At 44.9% G+C, this 19,745-nt stretch carries 19 protein-coding genes; 16 read left to right on the top strand and 3 right to left on the bottom strand.

Annotated features, from left to right (window positions below; genetic code table 11):
• Window positions 1-9 precede the first annotated feature (9 nt).
• Both MHB56_RS19095 and MHB56_RS19100 read right to left on the bottom strand, forming a co-directional pair.
• Complete coding sequence (locus tag MHB56_RS19095; protein WP_170914256.1) at window positions 10-249, bottom strand: NHLP leader peptide family RiPP precursor; 240 nt, start codon at window positions 247-249, stop codon at window positions 10-12.
• Between the two features lie 94 nt (window positions 250-343).
• Window positions 344-1,279, bottom strand: coding sequence for a hypothetical protein (locus tag MHB56_RS19100; RefSeq protein WP_248547920.1), 936 nt, complete (start codon window positions 1,277-1,279; stop codon window positions 344-346).
• A gap of 101 nt (window positions 1,280-1,380) precedes the next feature.
• Here MHB56_RS19100 and MHB56_RS19105 point away from each other — a divergent pair, with 101 nt between their 5' ends.
• The gene (locus MHB56_RS19105) at window positions 1,381-1,674 is read left to right on the top strand and encodes a hypothetical protein (RefSeq protein WP_076129272.1); all 294 of its coding nucleotides are present in this window, start codon (window positions 1,381-1,383) and stop codon (window positions 1,672-1,674) included.
• Between the two features lie 53 nt (window positions 1,675-1,727).
• Here the strand turns inward: MHB56_RS19105 and MHB56_RS19110 are convergent, their stop codons facing one another.
• A complete protein-coding gene (locus MHB56_RS19110; protein ID WP_076194184.1) occupies window positions 1,728-3,659 on the bottom strand; it encodes a glycoside hydrolase family 20 zincin-like fold domain-containing protein in 1,932 nt (643 codons plus the stop codon).
• An 84-nt stretch (window positions 3,660-3,743) separates the two neighbouring features.
• Between MHB56_RS19110 and MHB56_RS19115 the strand changes: the two genes are divergently transcribed.
• From MHB56_RS19115 to MHB56_RS19185, 15 genes are all read left to right on the top strand, one after another.
• On the top strand, window positions 3,744-4,598 hold the full coding sequence (locus tag MHB56_RS19115; protein WP_038568894.1) for a helix-turn-helix transcriptional regulator: 855 nt from the start codon (window positions 3,744-3,746) through the stop codon (window positions 4,596-4,598).
• 317 nt (window positions 4,599-4,915) lie between these two features.
• Window positions 4,916-6,562 carry a sensor histidine kinase gene (locus MHB56_RS19120; RefSeq protein WP_076137153.1) on the top strand — a complete coding sequence of 549 codons (1,647 nt, stop codon included), beginning with the start codon at window positions 4,916-4,918 and terminating at the stop codon, window positions 6,560-6,562.
• Between the two features lie 23 nt (window positions 6,563-6,585).
• Window positions 6,586-7,221 carry a response regulator gene (locus tag MHB56_RS19125; protein ID WP_036676623.1) on the top strand — a complete coding sequence of 212 codons (636 nt, stop codon included), beginning with the start codon at window positions 6,586-6,588 and terminating at the stop codon, window positions 7,219-7,221.
• Window positions 7,222-7,486: 265 nt separating this feature from the next.
• Entirely contained in the window at window positions 7,487-8,224 is a 738-nt protein-coding gene (locus tag MHB56_RS19130; RefSeq protein WP_076129269.1) for a YveK family protein, read from the top strand.
• Window positions 8,208-8,849, top strand: coding sequence for a CpsD/CapB family tyrosine-protein kinase (locus MHB56_RS19135; RefSeq protein WP_076129268.1), 642 nt, complete (start codon window positions 8,208-8,210; stop codon window positions 8,847-8,849). Before MHB56_RS19130 ends, MHB56_RS19135 begins: the two co-directional genes overlap by 17 nt.
• A 149-nt stretch (window positions 8,850-8,998) precedes the next feature.
• Window positions 8,999-9,889: a UTP--glucose-1-phosphate uridylyltransferase GalU gene (galU, locus tag MHB56_RS19140; protein WP_042185171.1), complete on the top strand. Its 891-nt coding sequence runs from the start codon at window positions 8,999-9,001 to the stop codon at window positions 9,887-9,889.
• A gap of 30 nt (window positions 9,890-9,919) precedes the next feature.
• Complete coding sequence (locus tag MHB56_RS19145) at window positions 9,920-10,612, top strand: sugar transferase (RefSeq protein WP_076129267.1); 693 nt, start codon at window positions 9,920-9,922, stop codon at window positions 10,610-10,612.
• A gap of 25 nt (window positions 10,613-10,637) precedes the next feature.
• Window positions 10,638-11,573, top strand: a complete 936-nt coding sequence (locus MHB56_RS19150; protein WP_036676610.1) for a glycosyltransferase — start codon at window positions 10,638-10,640, stop codon at window positions 11,571-11,573.
• 9 nt (window positions 11,574-11,582) lie between these two features.
• Window positions 11,583-12,929, top strand: coding sequence for an O-antigen ligase family protein (locus MHB56_RS19155; protein ID WP_036676609.1), 1,347 nt, complete (start codon window positions 11,583-11,585; stop codon window positions 12,927-12,929).
• On the top strand, window positions 12,926-13,699 hold the full coding sequence (locus MHB56_RS19160) for a WecB/TagA/CpsF family glycosyltransferase (RefSeq protein WP_036676606.1): 774 nt from the start codon (window positions 12,926-12,928) through the stop codon (window positions 13,697-13,699). Before MHB56_RS19155 ends, MHB56_RS19160 begins: the two co-directional genes overlap by 4 nt.
• Complete coding sequence (locus tag MHB56_RS19165) at window positions 13,696-15,174, top strand: O-antigen ligase family protein (RefSeq protein WP_076129265.1); 1,479 nt, start codon at window positions 13,696-13,698, stop codon at window positions 15,172-15,174. The genes MHB56_RS19160 and MHB56_RS19165 overlap by 4 nt, the downstream gene beginning before the upstream one ends.
• Window positions 15,140-16,525: an oligosaccharide flippase family protein gene (locus MHB56_RS19170; protein ID WP_076129264.1), complete on the top strand. Its 1,386-nt coding sequence runs from the start codon at window positions 15,140-15,142 to the stop codon at window positions 16,523-16,525. Before MHB56_RS19165 ends, MHB56_RS19170 begins: the two co-directional genes overlap by 35 nt.
• 26 nt (window positions 16,526-16,551) lie before the next feature.
• Complete coding sequence (locus MHB56_RS19175; protein WP_038568901.1) at window positions 16,552-17,409, top strand: glycosyltransferase family 2 protein; 858 nt, start codon at window positions 16,552-16,554, stop codon at window positions 17,407-17,409.
• The gene (locus tag MHB56_RS19180; RefSeq protein ID WP_036676596.1) at window positions 17,396-18,583 is read left to right on the top strand and encodes a glycosyltransferase family 4 protein; all 1,188 of its coding nucleotides are present in this window, start codon (window positions 17,396-17,398) and stop codon (window positions 18,581-18,583) included. The genes MHB56_RS19175 and MHB56_RS19180 overlap by 14 nt, the downstream gene beginning before the upstream one ends.
• Window positions 18,583-19,722 (top strand): glycosyltransferase family 4 protein, encoded by a 1,140-nt coding sequence (locus tag MHB56_RS19185; protein ID WP_036676593.1) that lies wholly within the window; start codon window positions 18,583-18,585, stop codon window positions 19,720-19,722. Before MHB56_RS19180 ends, MHB56_RS19185 begins: the two co-directional genes overlap by 1 nt.
• Window positions 19,723-19,745 lie beyond the last annotated feature (23 nt).

Here is a 19,745-nt window from a genome sequence, read left to right on the forward strand (position 1 = left end):
CTTGTTGTCTTACCACGAACCGCGTGGTGCTGCGGTTGCCTTCAATACATCGGATGTAGGACTTGGTGGAATTACAAGATAGAATTCGTTGGAGCCTTCTTCAACGGCTTTCAAGGTAACGCTGTCGGGAATGATTACGCCTAATGCTTCTTGGAGAGCCGCTTTTGGGTCTGAGAGTAGTCTTTTCTTGAAACTTGGATCTTCCCATGCCTTTTGAATGACTTGATTTCTAAGAATTGCTTCTGACATAATAATCACCCTTCCCAAATTGTATATATTTACCTTTAATAATATAACATAGCAAAACTACTAATACTATTCTTTTTATTACAAAATAATAGAATTAATGGACATTTTTTGACAACCAATGATATAATCCTCCGTTTAGCAAGAGCTGCTTGTCCGCTTCGATGGAATCAGAGATCTGCTGTAAGTTACTTACTAGCATGGAATGGAACGCAATAAGATGAGGGGCATCAAGGTCGGAAACTGTAACTTTGTTATGTGTGTCGTGTGCTAATTGCGTATAGGTATGTAGACCATTTGCAGTGAATAGATAAAATTCGACCTCTTGCGTAGTGAGTTTAGCTGCACTGCTGTTTGGCAGATGTTTGCGAGTTAGGGAGAGAAGACAATTATAGTTGCCCGCGGATAAATCTTCTTTCCAGTCCTCATAGTCATCCAGCATTTGCAGTGTAAGCAAAACCGAATGGATAAGCTCTTCAGCTTGCGGCACTAAATCACTCTTTCCAGACATCAGAAGGGCAGCAGTGCTGGATAGCTTGAGCGGACTGGCTTTATAGGCAATTTTGACCCGATCATTAAGAAAATAGTCACTGGTATTTTCGTTGCTAACACTATCTGCCCACTCCATGATATAACGATTAAATAAGATCCAGAAAGCGGATGGCTCCGGAAATAGTATCCGGTAGATATTTAAAAATTCGACATAAAGCAAATTTGCCAAGGGTAATTTTTCGTATGCGGAGGATTCTTGGCTGTCCATCAGGTCATCCTGTATGAAGAAATACAACATAAAAAAGACGTTGCCCATCGACATCTGGCGAGTAACCTCTGTAGAGATTCCGCATCCCTTCTGCAGCCAAAAGGGTAAAAGATAACATATGTAGTTTTTGTGGCTTTCAGCGTTAAATACGTTAAAATGCTCAAGATAGGACATGCCTTGTTGATTTAGAGGTTCTGGAAATTCGGAAATAATCCGTCTGCTTTCTTGGAATACCAAGCGCAGTTCATCTTCGTAGTCATTTAGCCAATCCATAACAATCCTCCTATGAAATTTTTACGAAAATGGTTCTTTTGCCCTGATTATAGCTTTCTCTTTATTCCATTACAACTAAAATTTAGGAGGTATTAGCAAATATGGAATGGTATACTTTCGGCCAAATGCTTATGGCGATTCGAATGGGCCAAAAGGCGGAAACACCGGATGGCCGCATGGTTATGCGTACCTCCACGGGACTTTTTTGGATAAACGGAATCCTGCAGGGAAAAGTGGTAGAAATTAAAGACTATCTGTTCTCTGACCTATGGCGAATCTATGAGGATCAGGAAAGCCAGCAGGAGGGAATTGGCAGGGAACAACACGAGCAACGTGAGCGGGAGATGCTTGAGAATCAATATGAAGAGCTGCGCTGGGCGAACCGAAAACGTTAGTTCAACGTTCGATTACCCAACAGCAGCTATATAGTGAATATTAATAAGAGGGATTAGGAACTTACGGATGCGGAGAGCTCCGATTTTAATGCTTCATATTGACTACGCAGGCGTTGAAGTTTCGAGATACTTTGCTCCAAGCCGCCGAGCCGGTTGCGTTCCGTCCACAAGAGACGATATTGGTGAAGGAGTATATCAAGATCATTGATTTGCTTCGTAATCAGCGCAGGATCAAGCGAATCTGGTGCTGATGTCAACTGTAGCTTGATTCTGCCAAGCTGCACAGCATGCTTCACGAAATGGATGCCATTACTCAATTCTTTCAGCACAAGAGCAGCATCCTCGCATTGAAGATCTAGCCCCGATAGCCGCGCCTCAATGGAGAGCAGATATTCTTCGAGATGATTGAAGTGTTCCTCAGTAAGCTTCTCTATGATTAGGAAATTGTCCAGATGGGTACGCAGCAGCAGGGACATTTCTGCATCATTCGAACGGTTGATACTGGATTCAAGCTGATAGTAATTGCCGAGATCCAGGAGCAGCTGGCCAATTCCCTCAGAACGATCTGCAAAAATAAATCTATTTAAATACTGTGCAGTATCTGCTTCCAGATTATGATCTACACTCCAGGATAGGGCTGCGCCGTAGGCGAAGCCGGCATAGCTGACCGGCAGATGCTGCCAGTGTCCAAAATCTCCCCAATCGGTAATGAGATAACCGATAGCGCCGTTGTTTTTGCCATGAATAGCTGCACTGCGCAGATTGGCTAACATATTGTCCGTGCGTCCTGTAATGGAGTTCCATGAGCTGGTGCCTGGGCAGACATAAAAAGGAATACCTGCTTCACGGAATTTGAGCGTATCGGACTCGAAGGGATGCTCCGCGCTATAACCCCATTCCATAGCAATAATATCCTTAGGAAGCTGAGGAATCAGTTCGGGATGCTGGATAATGATATCGCCCCAGAATTGCATCGTTTTGCCACGTTTTGTAACCAATTCATAAATTTTTTGCAGGAATGATAAATAGAGTTGACCTTTGCCTTGTGTTTCAGCCAGAGCTTTGTTTTTACCAAGGCCGAGTTCATAGGTCTCATCGCAGCCTACATTAAACTGATTGGAGCTAAAGTAGGGCAGCAGATCGTCAAACATTTTGTCTAGCAGAGGTAGTACAGCAGGATCTTCGGTATCAAAAGTACCAGGGTGCATAAATAAGCCTTCTGGATAAACGTCCTGCGCATACAAATTCTTCGGAAGCATAAAGCCTTCGGGAATTTCAGCTAAAGCGTTGAATTCTGGACGAGAAAGCCAGCCCTCCATATGCCCAAAGCTATTCTGATTGGGAACAAGCTCTATATAACGTGCTTTGCAATAGGCATCCAGAAGCAGGATTTCCTCTCCGGTAATTGGGGTTTCAAGCTCCCAGACTTGAGGGAAGGATTCATAAGCGAACGGAGCACCTTCTATATATAGCTGAAGTTCATTCATCTTCAAATCAGCCATAAGGTCAATGATCCGGTACAAGGTTTCTTGCTTCGGGATTTTATTGCGGCTGATATCTATGAGCAGGCCTCTGGCTCCAAAATCAGGTTCATCGCGAATATGCAGCTGAGGTATAGATTTTCCACTTTGTTCTATGATTTGTTTCAGGGTTGCTGCTGCGTAGAAAGCGCCTACAGGAGAGCTATAGGAGACAACGATACCCTTCTGTTCGACAACAATCTCATAGGCCTGTGCAGACAATAATGGCACATAGTTAAAGTTACAGACAGATACAACGGTTGGACGTAAGCCAATGGATAAAGTCAGCTGCAGATTCAATGCTTGTGCAATTACTTCCTGTAGTTTTCGTGCAGCTGGCATGGCAGATTGTTCTTCCATATTAGGAAGCACGATGCTTCCGCTTGTTGGGAAATGGAAGGAGCCTTGTGACAATGTGATTTCACGCGGATTAGGGAAAAGCAGTAGTGTAGAATGATTAAGCATAGCGTGGACACCTCTTATTCATGTAGAATATGATCATCTTCACAATAACCTTATCACTACTAAACAAGGGGAGGAATGCCTATAATGTCCAAGCACATGGATTATATGATCAGTCCATATCCAATAAGAATTATTGATCCCAAGGTTGAATCCTCCAAGCTGAAGCTCAAGAATATAAGGGTGGGACAGGCAGGACATCTGCCAGGAAGAACGTTATTCCGTTCAGGTGTAGTTTTTGAGCACTGGGCCATTGTTTACATAGTGTCAGGTAGTGGCTCCTACATGGAGATTGGGGGAAAAGAGCAGCAGGTGCGTGAAGGCAGCTTATACTTTTTCCGCCCAGGTTACAGTTATAACTTTGGTCCACCACCGGGAGGCAGCTGGGATGAGTATTATATTAACTTTAATGGCACGCGTGTATCGGAATGGCTGGAATCGGGCCTCATAGCGGGGGGAAATGTTTTTCAAGCCCAATCTATAGTAGGTCTTACTACCTTATTTGAAGAAGTGCTGGAACGGATGGAGAGCGGAGAACCTGTAGATGCGGATCGGGCAGCATTATTGCTCGAAAGAATGCTGCTGGAGTGTTCTTTTATAATAGAAGAAAAAAGTTGGAATTCTCAGGCTGATTATATGCGTCAGATTCGGGAAGACCTGAACTTATGCATTTATGGTGAAATGGACCTAGAACAAATAGCGGCAAAACATCATGTTTCGATGTCTACGCTTCGTCGTCTTGTTCGGCGCAGCAGTGGATACCCGCTTCATGAATATATTCACCGTCTAAAAATGGCGGAAGCCAAAAAGTTGCTTTTCAACACATCATTACAAATTAAGGAAATTTCTAGTATGCTTCATTATAATGATCCGTTCTATTTTTCTCGTTTATTTAAAAAATATATGGGGATCGCACCCCAGCTTTGCCGGAATAACATTTAAATCGACATCATCCTACTAGAGTCCCAACAGCAATTGTTATAATTTGTATAATTGTTGTCGTTTTATAAGATATGTTGAAAATTATGGATTAATATTACATAAATACGTTAGTTCTTATTAACTATAGTGGATAAAATTCCAAATTTTAGTGATAAAACCTACTAAAAAAATAATAAATTTTTTGTAACTATTTTTCAAATGGAAGCGCAAACATGGGAAATGTCAACTTGTTATTGTGATTTTTCTCATGTATGATGCTTTTATCGAGCACAGTACAATCTTACATTTTCCAAAAAACTGGAGAATAGGGTGGTGGGATGAAAATCAAACCAACTGCAGAAGACAAACTGATTGCGTATTACAGGTATTTTTCATTGTCCCTCACATCACTCATGTATCTTCTAGATCAGACGGGACCTTCCATAATTTATAAATCACTTATTATTGCTATACTTGTTATGTTTGCACAAACGTTCTCATTTTGTTATCGAAGGCTACGCAGCAGGCCGAAGACTCTCGTCCTGGCTGTTAGTATAGAGATGGTGGGAATTATCGCATTGACCTTGTTTACGGGTGGGTACGAAAGCTCTTTTAGGCTTTATGTGCTAAATCCTGTATTGATTGCTGCAGGCTCATTGTCCATTTATTTTGGATGGTCGTTGCTCTTAAGCTACATCAGTATTTTTGCGGTGCTCTGTTATTTTTTTATCAATTCTGCGAACAGAAATTTTCTGGAAATTGTATTTATAAATGGGAATCTGTTTCTAACACTGGTACTTACGGTTATAATAATGCAGATCGTTAATCGGATGAAGCGGCAACGTGAAGAATCGAATGCTCGCACGAAAGAGACGATGGAGCATATCAAATCCCTGTACCATATCGTGGAAACCTCAAGCCAACATGATTTCATGAATATCGGTCAAGTGATCACCGATTATGTTGTTAAGCTAACGAAGCTGGATAAGGCTTTGTTTTGGTTCGCCAAGAAAAGCGGAGAACCAGCTCCGCAGAGCAGGCAGACCGGCTGGCAGCAGGAAGAGGAACAGTTCCTATTCTCAGAACTGGGAAAACATGAGCATGAATGGAGATTGCAGCGAGAGCCTATTTTTAGAAATCTGCCGGGATTAGGAGATTTCCTGCTGATGCCTGTACGGATGAGCACCCGTTTTGTAGGGATGATTGGACTCAAGCTGGAGTCTACAGAGGGGCTGGAAGGCCGCAGATGGTATATTCAACAATTGATATTCTTATCTGAGCTAAGTGCGAATATTCTTGAAAGACATGAGCTTGGTGTGATCGAGAACCGGTTGATCATCACGAACGAACAGAACCGGATTGCGGATGAAATGCACGACAGTGTATCGCAGAGCCTTTTTGGTATTGTGTATGCGACGCATTCGCTGAAGGAATCGTGGAAGAGAATGTCAGATCATGAGCTAGAAGAACAAATTGAGCTTATTCATGATTCTGCTACAAAGGTTGCTAAAGAACTGCGGATCACGATCTACAGTCTTAGCTCCAAGAAGAGTGGCGGTCCTACTTGGTTGGGCATGGTAAGATCACATTTGAAGAGCTTATCCAGGTTAAATGATGTTGATATTGATTTAAAAATAACGGGCGATGATTTCAGTCTCCCTTATCCTTACCACAAAGCGCTTTTTCGGATTATCTCCGAAGCCACTGGTAATGCCATCAGGCATGGTGCTGCCAGTCGAGTGGATGTAGAACTGTCTCTAAAGCCGACTTGGATTCGATTATTGATTTGTGATAATGGTGTTGGTTTTGATACTGATTTGTTATGGATTGAATCTGAAGATAGTGTAAGCGGACTTGGCATGAAGAATATGCAATATTTGACCCAGTCGCTCGGAGGCGACTTTCAGTTGTCCAGTAATGAGAGCACAGGAACAAGAATTATGATTTCGATTCCTGTCGGTGTAGCTGAATTAAAGAATGCATAAACTTTAGGCGGGAGGTCGTTTCTGTGAAAATCGTCATTGTAGATGATCATCCTTTAGTTAGAAGAGGACTGGCATCTGTCATTTCAATGCAGCCGAATGTGCAGTTTGCAGGTGAGGCAACGAATGGCCAAGAAGCGCTTCTTGTGATTGAGGAGACGCAGCCTGATCTCGTATTGATTGATCTTAAGCTAGCAGATGAATCGGGATTGGATGTCATTAAGACAGCACGTGCTCGTGGTATCGTTAGTAAGTTCATTTTGTTGACGTCATCTGCGAGCAGAGAGGATTTCCTGAAGGCTGAAGAAGTACTGGTAGATGGATATGTACTGAAAGAGGCGTTGCCTGAGGAGTTACTGTTTGCTATCCAATTGGTGCACAAGGGAAGAAAGTATTACGATCCTGGTCTGATGGAAGATAAAATGCGCATGAGTGGAAGCAGCCCAACGGATGAATTGACACCCAAAGAAAAGGAAGTCCTGATCGAGCTGGGGCAGGGCGCATGCAACAGAGAAATTGCTTCACGTCTTTTCATTAGCGAATTTACGGTGAAAAAGCATGTCAGTCAGATTTTAGCAAAATTACAGGTGGCTGATCGTACACAGGCAGCGCTTTATGCAAATGCTGTCGGATTAACCAAATATGAAATGTCATACGAGTGAAAATTGAAATAATTCGTAAGCATTGTACATGAACACGGACAGGTTGTCCGTGTTTTTTTGTGCGTTAAAACTTAAATTAGCCCTATATATGGCACTAAAGTATACCTAATCCCCCTCTTAAGAGGTATAACGTCTTACTCCAAAGTGAAGAGGAAAGTGATGGTATGAGCCATGTGGCGAATGGTGTGGATTGATAGAATTAAAGCAACAACTGAAACTTTCATGAATGCTTTCAGAATGTAATTTTAGCGGAAGGAGGGTTACTGTGGAAAAGACGATTCTGGATTACATTAACCTGATTAAAAAAAGGTTTTGGCTCATCATGGTGTTCGTTTTGATCTCCTGTGCTACGACTTACTATGTTAGCAAAAACTTCGTTGAACCCGTCTATTCCGCTTCCGGACAGCTGCTTGTCAACAACATTGCCAAAGCTCCCGAGAGCAACAATCTTAACGATTTGAGCTTTAGCCTGAATTTAATTGAGAGTTACAAGGAAATTATGAAATCACCAACCATCATGAAAAGCGTAATAGAAAATCACCCGGAGTTTGGTCTCACGGCCGATGAACTAAGTCAGAAGCTTGAGATTAAAACTTCAGAGAAGAGTCAGGTGATCAACCTCAATGTTCAGGATGAAAGCTACACCAAAGCTGCCGGGATCGTAAATGCGGTATCGCAGACATTCATTCGTGAATTGCCGTCGCTGATGAGGGTAGACAATGTTACCTTGCTGACACCGGCCGATCCGACTGATGTTCCAGGGCCCTCGAACGGCGGGTTTGCGATGAATCTCATCATTAGCTTTGTTGTATCCCTTATGGCTGCCTTAGGAATTATTTTGCTGATGGAAACACTTAACGGCACATTAAGGTCTGAAAAGGAAGCGGAATATGACCTTGGTCTACCGGTAATTGCTTCGATCGCAACCATTCGCAAACGTGATTTGGGTAAGGCGGCAGGCGACACCAGAGTGAAGGAGGGTGCTTATGTTGCGGCTAAATAAGAGTCTGGTTACAGACGTTAATCCATCCTCGCATATCTCCGAATCGTTCCGATCACTGCGCACATATATACGTCAGCTTGAACTAGCGCAGGGCGGCGGAGGAAAAGTGCTGCTCTTTACATCAGCAGAAGCTGGGGCAGGCAAGACGACAATCTTGTCGAATCTCGCGGTTTCTTTCGTCCAGGACGGCAAGAAGGTAGCGGTGGTTGACTGCAATCTGAGACATCCCGGTCTTCACACCGTGTTTGAAGTAGAGGGGAGTGACGGGCTTGCGGCTTATTTAAGTGGGCAAGAGGAAGCAGATAACATCGCAGTCCTCGGAAACTTAGCCAATCTTTCAGTCATCCCGGCAGGAAAAACTCATGTTAGTCCGCCGGATTTGCTGGGGAACCCCAAAATGACCGCTTTGCTTGAGGAACTAAAAGAAAACTACGATCTGATCCTGCTGGATTCTCCTTCGGCAGTCGATTTCAGTGATGCTCGTATATTGGCACCTCAAGCGGACGGCGTGATTCTGGTGGCCAGATACGGAAAGTCCAAACGGGAATCGATTCGCAAAGCGAAGACGCTGCTTGAACAGACCGGCTCTAATCTAATCGGAATTGCCATGAACCAGGCGAAGTAACTGTTTATGCTTTCGAAGTAAGTTTAGCTCGAAGTCAAATCATTGAAGCTAATGCTCACAAAACTTAAGTTTATGCTTTCGAAGTGAGTTTTGTACGAAGTCAAATCATTGAAGCTAATGCTCACAAAACTTTTAGGAGGTAAAGTGCGATGAAAAAGGTAAAAAAAGTAATCATACCCGCGGCAGGACTAGGTACGCGCTTTCTTCCTGCAACGAAAGCCATGCCTAAAGAAATGCTTCCGATTATCAATAAACCAACCATTCAATACATTGTTGAGGAGGCTATTGCTTCCGGTATTGAAGATATCATCATTGTTACTGGTAAAGGTAAAAGAGCCATTGAGGATCATTTTGACAATGCGTTTGAGCTGGAGTCTAGGCTTCTGGAAGATGGAAAGCTGGATCTGCTTAAAGAGGTTCAACGTTCAGCTAAGGTAGAAATTCACTATATCCGCCAGAAAGAACCGAAGGGTCTGGGGCATGCCGTATGGTGTGCAAGACGGTTTATCGGAGATGAGCCATTCGGTGTCATGTTAGGCGATGATATCGTCACAGGAGCCGTACCTTGCCTTAAGCAGCTGATCGATCAATATGAAGAAACACAAAACTCGGTTATCGGAGTTCAAGAGATTCCTGATGAATTCACGAATCGTTACGGTATTATTGAACCGGATTTGCAGGACGGTAAATTGTATCGGGTTAACAATTTTGTAGAGAAGCCGCCACTAGGTACGGCACCTTCCAATCTTGCGATCATGGGCCGGTATGTGTTTACGCCGAAGATCTTTAAGTATCTCGATTTGATGGAAGAAGGCGCTGGCGGAGAGATCCAGTTGACAGATGCCATTCAGAAGTTGAATCAGAGCGAACGGGTATATGCCTATAATTTTGACGGAACAAGATATGATGTCGGCGAGCGGCTTGGATATATTTTGACAACACTTGAATTTGCACTGCAAAGCGAAGATTTGCGCTATCCGGTGATGGATGCAATGGCGGAATGGCTGAATAAAATGGGACAAACCAGCTTGAGTAGTTAAGTTGAGTTCGCAAAATTTTAGATGAGGAGGATGAGCATGCAAAAACTGCCGGAAGACTACGAGGCGGTCCTGCCGAAACTTTACATGCTGCATACCGATGAGAGAAGGAAAGAAGCAGAGTCCTATTTGATAATGAAACGGATGATCGATATCTTTTTTTCCGCTCTTGGTCTTCTCGTGTTAATGCCATTATTTGTTGTCGTGGCGATTCTGATCAAGCTGGAGGATCCGAAAGGAAAGGTGTTCTTTCGGCAAAACCGGGTTGGGAAGAATGAAAAGCAATTCCCGATGTATAAGTTCAGATCCATGGTCAGTAACGCTGAGGAGTTAAAAGAAAACCTGATGGCCTATAACGAAGTGAGCGGTGCCATGTTCAAGATTAAGAACGATCCGCGGATCACACAAATAGGGAGATTCCTGCGCAAGACGAGCATCGATGAGCTACCTCAGCTGTGGAATGTGCTGATAGGTCAAATGAGTCTGGTCGGTCCTCGTCCTCCGCTGCCAGAAGAGGTGGCTCAGTATACGGATTATGACAAACAGCGTTTGACGGTTACTCCAGGTTGTACCGGATATTGGCAAGTAAATGCCCGAAACAGTGTCGGCTTCGACGAAATGGTACAGCTGGACTTAACCTACATCCATATTCGGAGCACCATGCTGGATCTAAAAATCATTGCTAAAACCGGACTGATGTTACTCGGTTCAAAAGATGCTTATTAATAATGTGGAAATTAGGTGAATGCCGATGCGTGAATACGGAGACGTTCCTAAGCTTTCCATTATCATCTGTACCTACAACAGAGCACCTTTATTGATCAAGACGCTTCAGTCACTTTTAAAGCTGGATCACTTAGAGCAGGCGGAGATCATTGTTGTGGATAATTGTTCCAAGGATGATACTGAAGCTTGCGTCAAAAAGTTTATAGGAAAGCATGGAGCTGATGTGGATATCCGCTACATGATGGAGCCGATGCAGGGGCTTTCAGCGGCTAGAAATACAGGAATTCTGGCTTCCAAATCGCCGCTGATTGCCTTTCTCGATGATGATGCCATACCTTGCCAGCGTTGGATAACAACGATTGTCAGTACTTTCGAGAGTAAACCGGAGGTCATGGCTATGGGAGGCAAAATCGCTCCGATATTTGAAAGTAAACGTCCGGACTGGTTGATTAAACCCTTTGAGCTTCCGTACACGATTGTTGATTTAGGTAGCCGGATTAAGGAATATCCCAAGCAACTTCATCCTTGTGGGGCCAATATGGCGATGCGGAAGCTCGTATTCGACATCAGTCTTTTTCCCCTAGATCTCGGAAGAAAGGGTGATTCTCTGCTCTCTGGTGAAGAGACCTGGTTATTCGGACAGATTCAAAAAGAAGGGCATTCCATCCTCTACCATCCGGAAATGGCGGTTGACCATTTCGTTCCGGCGGCCCGTTTGACGGAAGACTGGATTATGAGGCGCTATTATAGCCAAGGTATCTCTAACGCTATGAAAAGCGAAGGACTAAAAGGCAAGCTGCTTCTAGTGGGAAAGACAGCCGCTAAGCTCGTGTATATCCTGGCTGATTCTATCCTCTCAAGAAGTAAAGGAAGAAGGCTTTTGAATAAATGCAGGCTGGAGAGTATTCGTGGAACGCTTCATATGATTCTCAATCGGGAGAGGCATTCCGCAGCGGGGTGAGGGATTAACATGACAAATTTTGAGTGGGGCTCCAAATTAAATGTTTTGCCATACGGGATGCTCTATCTCATGTCGGCCCTGTTCTTTGGAACGGCGGTCATCTACCAGCCGATGATTGCGATAGCTGCCGTGCTTCTGATTATTTTGCTGGGAATCTCGATTTCACGGCCTGAACTGATCAGTTATTTCGTTCTAATCACGACGGCAATATCGATTAACTTTTTATATGATGGCAGCATGTTCGGAATGGAGATACTGTCCCTTTATAAATTGGTTATCGTGATGCTGCTTGTTCCTTGTATTCTGGTCAATGGCTTGCGGTTTCGTCTGAGTCACCCCTTGTGGGCAATGGTAGCGCTGCTGGTGATTACCTTTGGGTCTTCGATCTGGCTGCCGGAAATGACCTCATCCATTGCAGTTAAAGCTTTTATCGGTCTATCCATTCCATTCGTATTTTTATTAATCAACTGGAAAAAGAATGTAGCCGAGCTGCAAATCAAAATTATCTGTATGCTTCCCCTTGTTAGTGTAGTGGTTGGTTTGTTGCTGCAGCTTGCGCATGTTCATAATTTTCTCAACATCGAGTATACAGGCGCTGTACGGATTCAGGGGGCTAATATTCCTGCGCATTTAGCGATGCTGGCCTTTATGGGAGTAGCGATTCCATTTATAGAGGTGAAGCGGAATCCGCAGCAAGCACGCTTTTTCTATATCATGTTAGTTCTAAATTTCTTTATCTTGATTGGAACAGGAACAAGAGGGCCTATATTGGCACTTGGACTTACCGTTCTCTATTACTTCTATGATATTCTCCGCCAATATTTGAAGGGCAGAACCTATCTGCTAATTCCGTTGATGGGTGCATTTTTCCTGATTATGGTCGCCGTTTTCTGGCAGCTCGATAATTTTGAGAAACGTTCCTTTGAGAGACAGACAGATACGGCTGTTGATTTATCAGGAAGGTCAGAGGCATGGGAGTATTTCTTAAACAAGGCTGCGGACTCTCCTTGGTCTGGTAGAGGGCTTGGAGCAGTGACGGTAGCAAATGATGGAACATTGTATAAGGGTTTTGTAGTTCCGCACAACGAGTATATCCGCTTTTACTTCGATGGGGGATATATTGGCGCTATTCTGTTGATGTTCTCTTTATTGGCTGTATTTATTCTGGTGTACAGAGCATTGGCTCCGCCGATCAAACCTTATTATCTGTTATTTATTGCAGCGTTTTTAATCTACTCATTCTCCGATAACACGCTGTCGACGGTCCAATTTATTATTCCGTTCTGTTGGTACCTGAACTGCCTGTATCGATCTTCACAGCCAACCGATTCCCCACAAAAAGAAGTGATACGATGAGTCAAGTGAATATGTTCGATGTCAATTTTGATAACTATGATTTCATGGATTTGCTTGATTACATTGATAAAACCATTCAGGAGAGGAATCAGTCTTATATCCTCACTTGCAATGTAGATCATGTGATCAAGCTTCGTAAGGATAAAGAATTTCAAACGGTATATTCGAAGGCAGGCGCAGTTGTTGCTGACGGAATGCCACTGATCTGGGCATCCAAAATGCTAGGCAAGCCGCTTAAGCAGAAGGTATCCGGCGCGGATCTATTTAATCGATTGGGCAACGCCTTTGAGCAAAGGAAGTACCGGCTGTTCTTCTTAGGCTCAGCTGAAGGCGTGGCGGAACGGGCAGCGATGAATTTGAAAACAGCACATCCCGGAATAAATGTGGTTGGCTGTTATTCTCCATCCTATGGATTCGAGCACAATGAGGAGGAGAATGAACGCATTATAGAAATGCTGACAGAGTGCCAGCCAGATATCGTGTTTGTTGGTGTAGGAGCACCTAAGCAGGAAAAGTGGATTTACCGCCACTATACCTCTTATCAAGCTCCGATATCGATCGGAGTGGGAGCGACCTTTGATTTTCTGTCAGGCTCAGTGAAACGAGCGCCTAGCTTCATGCAAAAAACAGGGTTCGAATGGTTCTGGCGGCTTAGCCAGGAGCCGGGCCGGCTCTGGAAAAGATATCTTGTGGACGATGCACAATTTCTACTTTTATTACTTAAGGAACTGCGTAAGCGGGATAAGGTGAAGGAAGGAGGCTTGGAATGAGTGTATTTACGCCCCCATCACTTAGGTTCATCAAGACAGTTGGATTAATAGGGGGGACTGCTGCTGTAGGTGTCTCTCTTCCGCTGATCATCGGCTTCTCCAGTGCGATGCTGAGTTCATCGAACAGTCTGCAGGGAGCCATTCTCTCAGCCATCCTATTCCCAGCTTTCTTGTTAGCCATACTTAGACCGAAAATGCTGGTTGCTTATACCTTGCTAATCTGGGCCGTAGCTCCAGAGCTGCGCCGCATTGCTGACTGGTCAGAAGGAGTGTATCACTCTGTATCCTTGCTGAGCTTAGCTCCCTTGTTAACCGGTGTAACCTTGATCATTCCGCTGCTGAAGGAGATTCATAATATTCAAAAAGCCTCCACGCGGATCATGTTAATGTTCGCAGTTGCGCTGGGTTATGGTGCTTTAATCGGTTTGGCTAAGAATGGCATGGGTTCAGTTTATGACTTAGCGAATTATATTGTGCCACTGCTGTTATTGCCGTACTTTGCCGTCACGAAGTTCAAGCCGAAGGATATCGATCGACTGCTTACCGCTTTTGCCAATATTGCAGTCCTAGTTGCCATTTACGGGATTGTTCAGTATTTGACGGTGCCACCTTGGGATGTGTTCTGGATGAAACATGCGGATATGATGTCCATCGGAAATCCATATCCATTGGAAATCCGAGTGTTCTCTACGCTGAATTCGCCCGGACCGGCTGCAACCTTCTTAGCGTTTGCTTTAGTTCCGATGATACTGGAGAAAAAATGGCGGGGAACATTGCGCTGGATCGGCGTTCTGCTAGTTGTAATCTGCCTGCTGACTACTTTGGTACGTGCGGCATGGCTGATACTCCTGGTGATGCTGCTCATGTATATTGGAACCTCTCCTTCTAAGGGAAAGTGGAAAACCTTGATCCAATTAGTTTTTGTGGCTGCTGCGTTGTTCTGGGTTGTGCCGAAATTGCCTGGTGCCGAAGGACTGGTTGCTCGGGTAGAGACACTTTCTTCTGTTCAAGAAGATCACTCTTATAATGAACGGCTAAGCTTATGGCAAAACATGCTGCCGATGGTTGCCGCCAATCCAGTAGGTCAGGGAATTGGTAGTGTAGGCCAAGGGACTAAGCTTGGTAATGACGGCGAGCTTGGAGAGTACGGAATTATGGATAACGGAGTTATCGCTTTACTGCTTACCTTTGGTGTTCTGGGTGCTGTTTTCTTCTTCGGAGCTTTAGGCGCAGTTGTCAAACAGATATTCGCTAGAGTAATCAGCAGGGACCAATTGCAGCCCTACGCCCGACTTGCGTTAGCTACTTGGACCGGTGCGATTGTCAGTCTAGTTTCAGATAATGGGTTTCCCGGACTCAAGGGATACTTAATCTGGATGCTGATCGGTCTTGGCCTCAGCGCAAGGGAGATTACTCAAAGTAGAAGGAAGGGAACACCGTATGCAGCAGTTGAATGCAAAATCTCTCCCCGCTAGAACAATCTGGTCATCTTTTAGACTGTTCGCCAAGAGCAAGGACAACAGCTCGGCAGCCGTAAAAACTATGTTTGTCAGTGTCATGATCCTATTGATTAACATGTTAACTGGTGTACTGACCGCACGTTATCTTGGACCGACAGGTCGTGGGGAACAGACGGCAATGATTAACTGGTCACAGTTTCTGGCGTTTAGCATGAGCTTTGGCATTCCTTCAGCTCTCATCTATAACGCTAAGAAAAATCCGGAGGATGCCGGAGTGCTTTATCGTATGGCATTGCTGCTCGGTACCATTTTTGGGGTCATAGCGATGATTATAGGTATCGTGGTCTTGCCTTATTGGCTGAAATCCTTCAGTCCGGAGGTCGTGACCTTTGCTCAGTGGTCTATGATTCTGTGTCCGATTATAGTGATCTCTCAAATTAACAATGCAGCTTTTCAATTCAGAGGCGAATACAAGAGGTTTAATTGGATTCGCTATCTAGTGCCGTTGCTTACACTGACGATGATCGGGATATTGATCGCGCTGGATCAGATGAATCCATTTACAACTGCAGTTGCCTATCTTCTTCCGGGAGCTCCGCTGTTTATTGGAATGACGATTTCCTTGCTTCGTACCTATAAGGTGAAGATGAGAGGGGCCTATCAGAATTTAAAAAGATTGTTTACTTACGGGCTTGGTTCCTACGGCAATGACTTGCTTGGCAATTTCTCTACCTATATCGATCAGATCGTAATTGCCGGTTTGTTAAGACCTGCTGATTTGGGGCTGTATGTAGTGGCTGTGAGTCTATCACGAATGGTTAATTTTTTCTCAAGCTCAATTACGATCGTGTTGTTTCCTAAGGCTTCTGAGCTGTCCAAAGAACAGGCAGTTGAGTTAACATTCAAAGCCTTCCGAATAAGTACGACCTTCACCATGCTTGGCGGGGTATTCCTGATGCTCTTAGCCCCTTTAGTAATTCCGTTGATGTACGGCAAAGACTTCAATGCGGCATTAACCGTGTTTCGCTTATTGCTCCTTGAAGTGACCATTAGCGGAGGGACGATCATTCTGGCGCAGGCATTTATGGCGTTAGGCAAGCCAAAAGTGGTTTCGATGCTTCAAGGTTTCGGCTTACTTTTGGTTATCCCAATGTTGTTCCTGCTCATCCCTAAATTTGGCTTACTCGGAGCAGGGATAGCGATGTTGTCATCAGCAATCCTGCGATTTTTCTTCATTGTTCTCAATATAAAGTACACCTTAAAAGTTAAACTTCCGCGGTTGCTCATTACCCGGGAGGACATTCAGTGGATGAAGACGACGATGAATTCTTACATTCGCAAGAAACCTATGGATATGAATGGATAATGCGAAAGATAAAGGAGGAAACCTTCATGGATTCAGTAAAAAGCGTGGTAGGCGGCCAAGGCAATTATCCAATATCGGCTGTCATCATCGCTCAGGATGACGAAGTTCGAATATCTAAGGCCATACAATCCTGCAGGTTATTCGCCGACGAGGTGGTTGTGATTGACGGAGGCAGCAAAGACGGGACAGTACAGCTTTCTGAAAGCTTGAATTGTCGTGTATACGTCAACCCTTGGCCCGGATATGCGAAACAGAGGGAGTTCGGAGTAGAACGCGCGGTTCATGATTGGGTCTTCCTTATTGATACTGACGAAGTGGTCAGCGACGAGTTGGCCGCGAGTATTCTTGAACTGAAACCGGGGCTTATGGATCAATCGGTTGCCTATTCTATCTACCGGATTGGCGATTTTATGGGCAGATGGCTGGATCGTGGCGAATATCTAGTGCGCCTTTACAACCGCAAAGCGTATGGCATTCGAAATAGCTTGGTGCACGAGATGCCCGAGGTCTCTGAAGAGCGAACCATACGTTTGACAGGAACCCTCTGGCATTATGGTTACCGCAGTATTAACGATCATGTGGCACGTTTCAATAAGTACACTGACTTGGAAGCTGAAAGTGCGTATGCCAAGGGCAAACGATTTCGGGTCAGTCATCTGCTGTTAAGACCACCAGCCCGTTTCCTGCAAAAGTATTTCTTACACGGGTTGTTCAAGAAGGGAATGTCAGGTTTCGGAGTATCCGTATTCTGGGTCATGTATGAATTCATGGTCGGCTTCAAGCATTACGAATTAATTAGATCGGGAAAGCTGACTCAGCACAATGCGAAGACGAGTCAGACCGAGAAGGAGAATAAAGGAGAGAGAAGCTATGCCGTACAGTGACGGATTGAACATTATGACGACAGGCCTTAGCTGGCCGTCGCTACAGCCGGGTGGGCTTAACACGTATTTCAAATCCGTTTGCGAGCAACTCTCCTCACGTAATCGGGTGCATGCGCTGATTTGCAGTCAAGAGACGCCTGCTACCCCTGAGGAATTGATTATTCACAATGCCGGAGATCCAAAAGATGGGATCTGGAAACGTAAGGATGCTTTCCAGCGTAAGGCGGCCGATCTGATGGGAGAGGGCAGTGGCCGTATAGATATTTTATACACTCACTTTGCTCCTTATGGTATTGGTCCAGCCTTGGAAGCAAAGAAACGTGGGATTCCTGTAGTGATGACTTTTCATGGCCCATGGAATGAAGAAATGAAAATCGAAGGCCAAGGCATTAAGCACCGGGTCAAAACAACCATCGCCAAATCCATTGAACATAGAGCCTATAAGCTTGCGGATAAGTTCATCGTGCTTAGTGAGACGTTCCGCGATATTCTCCATAAGCTGCACGGAGTGCCACTACACAAAATTATTGTGATTCCAGGCGCAGCTAATGTGGAACGTTTTATTCCCGCTACGAATCGATTGGCGATTCGCCGGACCTTGAATTTACCTGAGGGAGCAACAACCGTGCTGACTGTCCGGCGTTTGGTCAATCGGATGGGACTACTCCAGCTGCTTGAAGCCTGGAAGCAAGTTGCGGAGCGATTCCCAAATGCAATTCTGCTGATTGGTGGTAAAGGGCCGTTGCGGGGGGAACTGGAAGAAAAAATCGCCGACTATGGCTTAAGCAACAAGGTAAGACTGCTAGGCTACATTCCTGATCATGAACTAGCCTCTTATTATCAGGCAGCGGACATGTTCGTGGTTCCCTCACAGGCATTGGAGGGCTTTGGTTTGATTACCGTTGAAGCCTTATCTTCAGGATTGCCAGTGATGGCTACACCGATTGGCGGCAATAAGGAAATTTTGCAAGGCTTCCGGCCGGAGTTGCTATTTAAGAGTTCAAGTAGCGACCACATGGCTGAAGGCATGATCCATATGCTTAGCAATCGAAAACTGCTTCCGAGCCGGGATGAATGTAGGGAGCATGTACTGGAGAGATATACCTGGGAGCATGTTACGGATCAAGTAGAATCCGTGTTCCTACAAGCTTTAGGAGAGGAGGTGACCACGTAATGCTTAGAGTGGCCTATATAGATCACACTGCTAAATGGAGTGGTGGAGAAGTTGCCCTGTTTAACATCCTTACCCATATTGGAGAACAGATCGATCCCCTGGTAATCCTGGCTGAGGATGGTGCCCTGGCTGAACGGCTACGTGAAAAAGGAATGGATGTCCGTATTATTCCGCTGGATGAGAGCATCAGAAGTCGTGGTAGAAATGCAGTCAACTTGGGAGCACCTGCTGCAGCCTTCAAGCTGTTGGCTTATGGCCGCAAGCTTGCGCCGCTTTTAAAAGCGGAGAAGGTAGATTGCGTGCACACCAATTCCCTGAAATCTGCATTATACGGAGCCATCGCTGCAAAAATAGCGGGCGTTCCATTGATCTGGCACATCCGGGATCATATTGGAGCTCCTTATTTAAAGCCAATCGTTGCCAAAGGAATTCGTTTGCTGTCGCGTCTGCTCCCCAATGGAGTCATCGCAAATTCACATTCTACGCTGAATGCTTTGGAGCTGCCGCGTTCGAAAAAAACGCTGGTCGTATACTCCGCTTTCGCTAAAGCGATTGGTAATGGGATCGGTATGCGGGACCAGAAGGATTTTAACGTACTGCTAGTTGGTCGATTGGCGCATTGGAAAGGTCAGCATATTGTGCTGGAAGCCGCAAAAAGCTTTAAGAACGAACCTCGTGTGAAATTCTGGCTGGCCGGAGACGCTCTGTTTGGAGAAGAGGCTTATAAGCAGGAATTGCTGCAAAAGATAAAAAACGACGAGCTTACTAATGTAAGCATGCTAGGGCATGTGGATGATATTCAAGGCCTTATGAATACTGCTGATTTACTGATTCACACTTCGGTAACTCCTGAGCCTTTTGGCCAAGTTATCGTTGAAGGAATGGCAGCGGGATTGCCGGTGATCGCCTCCAATGAAGGCGGGCCGGTAGAAATTGTAGTTCAAGGTGAGACAGGGCTACTGATAGAGCCTGGTGACGCGGCGATACTGGCAGACTCCATTAAATGGATGCTGGATCACCCAGAGGAAAGACGGCGGATGGCGGACAATGGGATGAAACGAGTGAAAGAGCATTTTGTTATCGAGAATACGGTCAAGGACATCGTTGACTACTATAAAGGTTTGTTGGCGGGCACCTGACAGATGATGATATGACGCGGTAA

This window comes from Paenibacillus sp. FSL H8-0315, from assembly GCF_038005365.1.
GTDB classification, from domain to species: domain Bacteria; phylum Bacillota; class Bacilli; order Paenibacillales; family Paenibacillaceae; genus Paenibacillus_AQ; species Paenibacillus_AQ odorifer.

What these genes read in the sequence shown, in the direction of transcription:
- MHB56_RS19095 (WP_170914256.1), bottom strand. Translation starts at nt 249, where the DNA reads ATGTCAGAAGCAATTCTTAGAAATCAAGTCATTCAAAAGGCATGGGAA.
- MHB56_RS19100 (WP_248547920.1), bottom strand. Translation starts at nt 1,279, where the DNA reads ATGGATTGGCTAAATGACTACGAAGATGAACTGCGCTTGGTATTCCAA.
- MHB56_RS19105 (WP_076129272.1), top strand. Translation starts at nt 1,381, where the DNA reads ATGGAATGGTATACTTTCGGCCAAATGCTTATGGCGATTCGAATGGGC.
- MHB56_RS19110 (WP_076194184.1), bottom strand. Translation starts at nt 3,659, where the DNA reads ATGCTTAATCATTCTACACTACTGCTTTTCCCTAATCCGCGTGAAATC.
- MHB56_RS19115 (WP_038568894.1), top strand. Translation starts at nt 3,744, where the DNA reads ATGTCCAAGCACATGGATTATATGATCAGTCCATATCCAATAAGAATT.
- MHB56_RS19120 (WP_076137153.1), top strand. Translation starts at nt 4,916, where the DNA reads ATGAAAATCAAACCAACTGCAGAAGACAAACTGATTGCGTATTACAGG.
- MHB56_RS19135 (WP_076129268.1), top strand. Translation starts at nt 8,208, where the DNA reads ATGTTGCGGCTAAATAAGAGTCTGGTTACAGACGTTAATCCATCCTCG.
- galU (WP_042185171.1), top strand. Translation starts at nt 8,999, where the DNA reads ATGAAAAAGGTAAAAAAAGTAATCATACCCGCGGCAGGACTAGGTACG.
- MHB56_RS19145 (WP_076129267.1), top strand. Translation starts at nt 9,920, where the DNA reads ATGAGCATGCAAAAACTGCCGGAAGACTACGAGGCGGTCCTGCCGAAA.
- MHB56_RS19150 (WP_036676610.1), top strand. Translation starts at nt 10,638, where the DNA reads ATGCGTGAATACGGAGACGTTCCTAAGCTTTCCATTATCATCTGTACC.
- MHB56_RS19155 (WP_036676609.1), top strand. Translation starts at nt 11,583, where the DNA reads ATGACAAATTTTGAGTGGGGCTCCAAATTAAATGTTTTGCCATACGGG.
- MHB56_RS19160 (WP_036676606.1), top strand. Translation starts at nt 12,926, where the DNA reads ATGAGTCAAGTGAATATGTTCGATGTCAATTTTGATAACTATGATTTC.
- MHB56_RS19165 (WP_076129265.1), top strand. Translation starts at nt 13,696, where the DNA reads ATGAGTGTATTTACGCCCCCATCACTTAGGTTCATCAAGACAGTTGGA.
- MHB56_RS19170 (WP_076129264.1), top strand. Translation starts at nt 15,140, where the DNA reads ATGCAGCAGTTGAATGCAAAATCTCTCCCCGCTAGAACAATCTGGTCA.
- MHB56_RS19175 (WP_038568901.1), top strand. Translation starts at nt 16,552, where the DNA reads ATGGATTCAGTAAAAAGCGTGGTAGGCGGCCAAGGCAATTATCCAATA.
- MHB56_RS19180 (WP_036676596.1), top strand. Translation starts at nt 17,396, where the DNA reads ATGCCGTACAGTGACGGATTGAACATTATGACGACAGGCCTTAGCTGG.
- MHB56_RS19185 (WP_036676593.1), top strand. Translation starts at nt 18,583, where the DNA reads ATGCTTAGAGTGGCCTATATAGATCACACTGCTAAATGGAGTGGTGGA.